Below are 5,372 nucleotides of genomic sequence, written 5' to 3' on the forward strand. Positions count from 1 at the left end.
GGCCGTTGGCCGGCCCATGCATCTGCCGGATGCGTTCATGAGGGCCGGCCAACGGCCGGCGCTACCGGGCTGCGTCCAATAGATGTGGCAGTGCCGGATTGGCATTCCCCACCCGCCAGAACACCACCTGCTGTACCCGCGGCGCATCCTTCAACGCCACAAACGCCACTCCCGGCACGCCCAGCCGGCGCAGTGACGCCGGTACCAGGGCCACGCCCAGCCCTTCGCCGACCAGGCTGACGATGCTCTGCTGCAACTGCACTTCCAGCCGGATCTGCGGACGCAGGCCTTCCCGTGCAAAGCAGGCCTCAATCGCCTCGCGCAGCGTCGGCACCACATCCGCAGGGGCGGTGATCAACGCCTCATCGGCCAGCTGCGCCACCTGCAGCTGACGCCGCCGCGCCAGCGGATGCGCGGCTGGCAGCGCCACGCACAGCGGCTCCTCGAACAACGGCTGCAGCGCCAGCCCGTGCAGCTCCGCCGGGGCAAACCCAATGCCCGCGTCCAGCTCACCTTCGCGCACGCCTTGCAGCAGGGCCAATGGCAGCGCCTCGCGCAGGCGCAGCTGCACCTGGGGGTGGGCGGCGATAAAGCGCCGGGCCAGCGGCGGTACCGAGCTGTGCGCGGCATGCATCATGAAGCCCACGCGCAACTCTCCGAGTTCGCCGGCCGCCACCTGCTGCGCGCTGCGGCAGGCCTGGTCCAGTCCGACCAGCACGCCGCGCGCGTCCAGGGCAAAGCGCTCACCGCCCGCAGTGAGCCGCACATGCCGCGAGTCGCGTTCCAGCAGTGTGACCCCCAACGCCTTCTCAAGCCCGGCAATCTGCCGGCTCAGCGGCGGCTGGGTCATATGCAGGCGTTCGGCGGCGCGCCCGAAGTGCAGGGTGTCGGCCACGGCCAGGAAGCACTGCAGGGCACGGATGTCGATCATGCACAAAGAGTATCGCTGAAGGCCGCCAAAAGCATTGGAAGGTATTGATGCCGGCGCGTAGCCTGCACCGCATGCTTCCAGGAAATCCCCCATGTTGTCCGTGCTGGCTATCGTGCTGCCGATCTTCGGCCTGATCTTCGCCGGCTGGCTGGCCCGCCGCAGCGGCGCGCTGGGCCCGCATTCCACCTCCGAACTGAACCGCTTCGTGGTCTATCTGGCGCTGCCCGCGCTGCTGTTCGACGTAGTTGCCAACGCCCACTGGCAGGCGCTGTGGAACCCGGGCTTCCTGCTCAGTTTCGGCGGCGGTACCGCGCTGGTGTTCGCCGGCACCGTCCTGCTGCAGCGCCGTCGCGGCCAGCCATTGGCCGACGCCAGTATCGACGGCCTCAATGCGGCCTATGCCAACACCGGCTTCATCGGCTTTCCCCTGGCGGTGGCGGTGCTCGGCACCGCCGCGCTCACCCCGACCCTGGTCGCGACCCTGCTGACCGTGTGCGTGCTGTTCGCGCTGGCCATCGTGCTGGTGGAAACCGGCCTGCAGCGCGAAATGCGCCTGCACCACCTGCTGTGGAAGGTCACGCGCGCGCTGCTGCGCAACCCGCTGGTGCTGGCCCCGCTGCTGGCGCTGCCGCTGATGGCCACCGGTACGCACCCGCCGGCTCCCGTGCAGACCTTCCTGAAACTGCTGGGGGGCGCGGCTTCCCCGTGTGCGTTGATCGCACTGGGGCTGTTCCTGGGCGAGCGACGCAACGTGCCTGAAGGCACCGGGCGCACCGCACTGGGGTTGGGCACCGCCAAGCTGCTGCTGCAGCCACTGCTGGTCTGGCTGCTCGCCACCCACGTGTTCCATCTCGACCCGGTGCTGACCCACGCCGCCGTGCTGCTGGCCGCGCTGCCCACCGGGACCGGTCCGTTCATGCTGGCCGAGTTCCACCGCCGCGAGGCCGGCACGACCGCCGCCACGGTACTGGGCACCACCCTGGTGTCGGTGCTCACCCTGACCCTGTACCTGACCTGGGTGGGGCCGAGCGCCGGTTAGCGGGCTTCAGTCCTTGAGCGGCCAGTCGGCCGGCGTCAGCGCCGGCATGCCGAAGGCGATACGCGCCTTGTCACACTGCGGGCTGGCCTTGCCGTACTCCCACGAGGCGTCCACCTCGCGGCACACGCTGGGCCGGTTGGGGTGGATGCTGCAGCGGGAATAGACGCCGATCTCCGCGTCCAGTGCGACGCAGCGCACCGGCTTGGAGTGGGTGCCGCGCATGCACAGCCGGTGCGGATCCAGCACTTCGGTCAGTTCATGCGGCACGCCACCAGGGGTGACTTCGTCCGACTCCATCCAGTGGAAGGCCACGCGGTACTGGGTGCAGCACGCGCCGCAGGTCATGCAGGGATGGGCCATGGATGCCGGCCTTCGGGCGGCGGAGAGCGGGAGGGGAAGGGCGCGAATTTTCCACGCCAGCGGCTGCCGCGCAAGATTTTTCTGCAGCGGCGACAATGAACGGATGAACAGCCCCACCAACATCGCCGCGCGCCTGCCCGAACTGGCCCGCGAACGCCCCGACCAGATCGCCATCCGCTGCCCGGGAAAGCCTGGCCCCACGGGCATGGCGCGCTATGACGTGACCCTGGATTACCGCACCCTCAATGCCCGCAGTGACGCCATGGCGGCCGGGCTGGCCGCCTACGGCATCGGCCGTGGCGTGCGCGCGGTGGTGATGGTGCGGCCCTCGCCGGAGTTCTTCCTGCTGATGTTCGCGCTGTTCAAGAACGGCGCGGTGCCGGTGCTGGTCGACCCCGGCATCGACAAGCGCGCGCTGAAACAGTGCCTGGACGAGGCCCAGCCGCAGGCGTTCATCGGCATCGGCCTGGCCCATGTGGCGCGCCTGGTCCTGCGCTGGGCACCGACTGCGAAGACCCTGGTGACCGTCGGCCGCCGCTGGGGCTGGGGCGGCACCACCCTGGCCGAGCTGGAGGCCGCGGGTACCCGCGCGCCGCAGCCGATCGCCGCCACCGACGGCGAGGATGTGGCCGCCATCCTGTTCACCAGCGGCTCCACCGGTGTGCCCAAGGGCGTGGTCTACCGCCACCGGCACTTTGTCGGCCAGGTCGATCTGCTGCGCTCGGCCTTCGGCATGGAAGCGGGTGGGGTGGACCTGCCGACCTTCCCGCCGTTTGCGCTGTTCGACCCGGCACTCGGCCTGACTTCGGTGATCCCGGACATGGATCCCACGCGCCCGGCCAAGGCCGACCCGCGCAAGCTGCACGACGCCATTGCCCGGTACGGGGTGACCCAGCTGTTCGGCTCGCCGGCGCTGATCCGGGTGCTGGCCGACCACGGCCAGCCGCTGCCGACGGTGCGGCGGGTGACCTCGGCCGGTGCGCCGGTACCGCCCGACGTGGTTGCGCGCTTCCGCCGCCTGCTTCCCGACGAGGCCCAGTTCTGGACTCCGTACGGCGCAACCGAATGCCTGCCCGTCGCGGTGGTCGAGGGCCGCGAGCTGGAAAGTACCCGCGAGGCGACCGAGCAGGGTGCCGGCACCTGCGTCGGGGGGGTGGTTGCACCCAACCAGGTCCGCATCATTGCTATCGACGACGCGCCGCTGCCGCAGTGGACGCAGGTGCGCGAAGTGGCCACCGGCGTGGTCGGCGAAATCACCGTGGCCGGCCCCACGGCCACCGACAGCTACTTCAACCGACCGCAGGCCACTGCCGCTGCCAAGATCAGCGAGACCCTCGCCGATGGCAGCACCCGCGTGGTGCATCGCATGGGCGACGTCGGCTACTTCGACGAACAGGGCCGGTTGTGGTTCTGCGGACGCAAGACCCAGCGTCTGGAGACTGCGCAGGGGCCGCTGTACACCGAGCAGGTCGAGCCGGTGTTCAACACCCTCGACGGCATCGCGCGCACCGCGCTGGTCGGCGTGGGCGCATCCGGCCAGCAGGTGCCGGTGCTGTGCTACGAACTCACGCCGGGCACGGCCGATTCGCCGGCGTTGCGACAGCGCCTGCGCGAACACGCGCTGGCGCATCCCGGCACCGCGCGCATCGAACACTTCCTGCCGCACCCCGGCTTCCCCGTCGACATCCGTCACAACGCCAAGATCGGTCGCGAAAAGCTGACCGTCTGGGCCGCAACCCGCATGGAACAACACGCATGAAGATTCTGGTCACCGGTGGTGGTGGTTTCCTTGGGCAGGCACTGTGCCGTGGCCTGGTCGAGCGCGGACACGAGGTGCTCAGCTTCAACCGCGGCCACTACCCGTCGCTGGCAGCGCTGGGCGTGGGCCAGATCCGCGGCGACCTGGCCGACGCCGAGGCCGTGCGCCACGCCGTCGCCGGCGTGGATGCGGTCTTCCACAACGCCGCCAAAGCCGGCGCGTGGGGCAGCTATGACAGCTACCACAAGGCCAACGTGGTGGGCACCGACAACGTGATTGCCGCCTGCCGCGCCAACGGTATCGGCCGGCTGGTCTACACCTCCACGCCCAGCGTGACCCACCGTGCCACCCATCCGGTGGAAGGCCTGGGCGCGGACGAAGTGCCCTACGGCGAGAATTTCCAGGCCCCGTACGCGGCGACCAAGGCGATCGCCGAGCAGCGCGTGCTCGCCGCCAACGACGCGCAGCTGGTGACCGTCGCCCTGCGCCCGCGCCTGATCTGGGGTCCGGGCGACCAGCAGCTGGTGCCGCGCCTGGCCGAACGCGCGCGGGCCGGTCGCCTGCGCTTCGTGGGTGACGGCACCAATCTGGTCGACACCACCTACATCGACAATGCCGCGTTGGCCCATTTCCAGGCGTTCGAACACCTGGCCCCGGGTGCCGCCTGCGCCGGCAAGGCCTACTTCATTTCCAACGGCGAACCGCTGCCGATGCGCGAGCTGCTCAACAAGCTGCTGGCCGCGTCCGGTGCCCCGTCGGTGGAGAAGTCGATCAGCTTCAAGACTGCTTACCGGATCGGCGCGGTGGCCGAGCGGTTGTGGCCGCTGCTGCGCCTGCCAGGCGAACCGCCGATGACCCGTTTCCTTGCCGAGCAGCTGTGCACGCCGCACTGGTACAGCATGGAGCCGGCGCGCCGCGACTTCGGTTACGTGCCACAGGTCAGCATTGACGAAGGCCTCACGAGGCTGAAGGCTTCATTGCGCGATGAGGTTGCCGTCACTCGCTGAACACCGGCAAATCGAGACTATGGCAGCACGCCAATCCGGCACGCACCACGCGAGGATCGACATGCTGCACTACGCCGTAGTTTTCTTTGTTATCGCCCTGATTGCGGCGGTGCTCGGTTTCTCCGGCATCGCCGGTGCCGCCAGCAACATCGCCTGGATCCTGTTCGTTGTGTTCCTGATCCTGGCCGTTATCTCGATGTTCCGTAAGCGTACGTAGTACCCGCAGTAGCTGCCTTGACGGCAGTGCGGCGGGCACCTCTCTCCTGCCCGCCGCAC

General features: G+C 69.3%; 6 protein-coding genes. 4 read left to right on the top strand and 2 right to left on the bottom strand.

The window, feature by feature from the left end:
• Positions 1 to 61: 61 nt before the first annotated feature.
• Positions 62 to 931: a LysR family transcriptional regulator gene (locus tag QMX83_RS19825; protein WP_282298362.1), complete on the bottom strand. Its 870-nt coding sequence runs from the start codon at positions 929 to 931 to the stop codon at positions 62 to 64.
• Positions 932 to 1,022: 91 nt separating this feature from the next.
• On the opposite strand from QMX83_RS19825, the gene QMX83_RS19830 reads away from it, so the two are divergent.
• The gene (locus QMX83_RS19830; protein WP_282298363.1) at positions 1,023 to 1,970 is read left to right on the top strand and encodes an AEC family transporter; all 948 of its coding nucleotides are present in this window, start codon (positions 1,023 to 1,025) and stop codon (positions 1,968 to 1,970) included.
• A gap of 6 nt (positions 1,971 to 1,976) precedes the next feature.
• Here QMX83_RS19830 and QMX83_RS19835 read toward each other — a convergent pair whose 3' ends face one another.
• Positions 1,977 to 2,330, bottom strand: coding sequence for a YkgJ family cysteine cluster protein (locus QMX83_RS19835; RefSeq protein WP_125360860.1), 354 nt, complete (start codon positions 2,328 to 2,330; stop codon positions 1,977 to 1,979).
• Between the two features lie 103 nt (positions 2,331 to 2,433).
• Between QMX83_RS19835 and oleC the strand changes: the two genes are divergently transcribed.
• The 3 genes from oleC (at position 2,434) to QMX83_RS19850 (ending at position 5,313) form a co-directional block, all read left to right on the top strand.
• Positions 2,434 to 4,089: an olefin beta-lactone synthetase gene (oleC, locus tag QMX83_RS19840; protein WP_282298364.1), complete on the top strand. Its 1,656-nt coding sequence runs from the start codon at positions 2,434 to 2,436 to the stop codon at positions 4,087 to 4,089.
• Positions 4,086 to 5,096 carry a 2-alkyl-3-oxoalkanoate reductase gene (gene oleD / locus QMX83_RS19845; RefSeq protein ID WP_282298365.1) on the top strand — a complete coding sequence of 337 codons (1,011 nt, stop codon included), beginning with the start codon at positions 4,086 to 4,088 and terminating at the stop codon, positions 5,094 to 5,096. Before oleC ends, oleD begins: the two co-directional genes overlap by 4 nt.
• Positions 5,097 to 5,157: 61 nt before the next feature.
• Positions 5,158 to 5,313 (top strand): DUF1328 domain-containing protein, encoded by a 156-nt coding sequence (locus QMX83_RS19850; protein ID WP_282298366.1) that lies wholly within the window; start codon positions 5,158 to 5,160, stop codon positions 5,311 to 5,313.
• Positions 5,314 to 5,372: the final 59 nt, after the last annotated feature.

The sequence above is a fragment of the Stenotrophomonas sp. PS02289 genome (genome assembly GCF_029960115.1).
Classification (GTDB): Bacteria; Pseudomonadota; Gammaproteobacteria; order Xanthomonadales; family Xanthomonadaceae; genus Stenotrophomonas.

What these genes read in the sequence shown, in the direction of transcription:
- QMX83_RS19825 (WP_282298362.1), bottom strand. Translation starts at nt 931, where the DNA reads ATGATCGACATCCGTGCCCTGCAGTGCTTCCTGGCCGTGGCCGACACC.
- QMX83_RS19850 (WP_282298366.1), top strand. Translation starts at nt 5,158, where the DNA reads ATGCTGCACTACGCCGTAGTTTTCTTTGTTATCGCCCTGATTGCGGCG.
- oleC (WP_282298364.1), top strand. Translation starts at nt 2,434, where the DNA reads ATGAACAGCCCCACCAACATCGCCGCGCGCCTGCCCGAACTGGCCCGC.
- QMX83_RS19830 (WP_282298363.1), top strand. Translation starts at nt 1,023, where the DNA reads ATGTTGTCCGTGCTGGCTATCGTGCTGCCGATCTTCGGCCTGATCTTC.
- QMX83_RS19835 (WP_125360860.1), bottom strand. Translation starts at nt 2,330, where the DNA reads ATGGCCCATCCCTGCATGACCTGCGGCGCGTGCTGCACCCAGTACCGC.
- oleD (WP_282298365.1), top strand. Translation starts at nt 4,086, where the DNA reads ATGAAGATTCTGGTCACCGGTGGTGGTGGTTTCCTTGGGCAGGCACTG.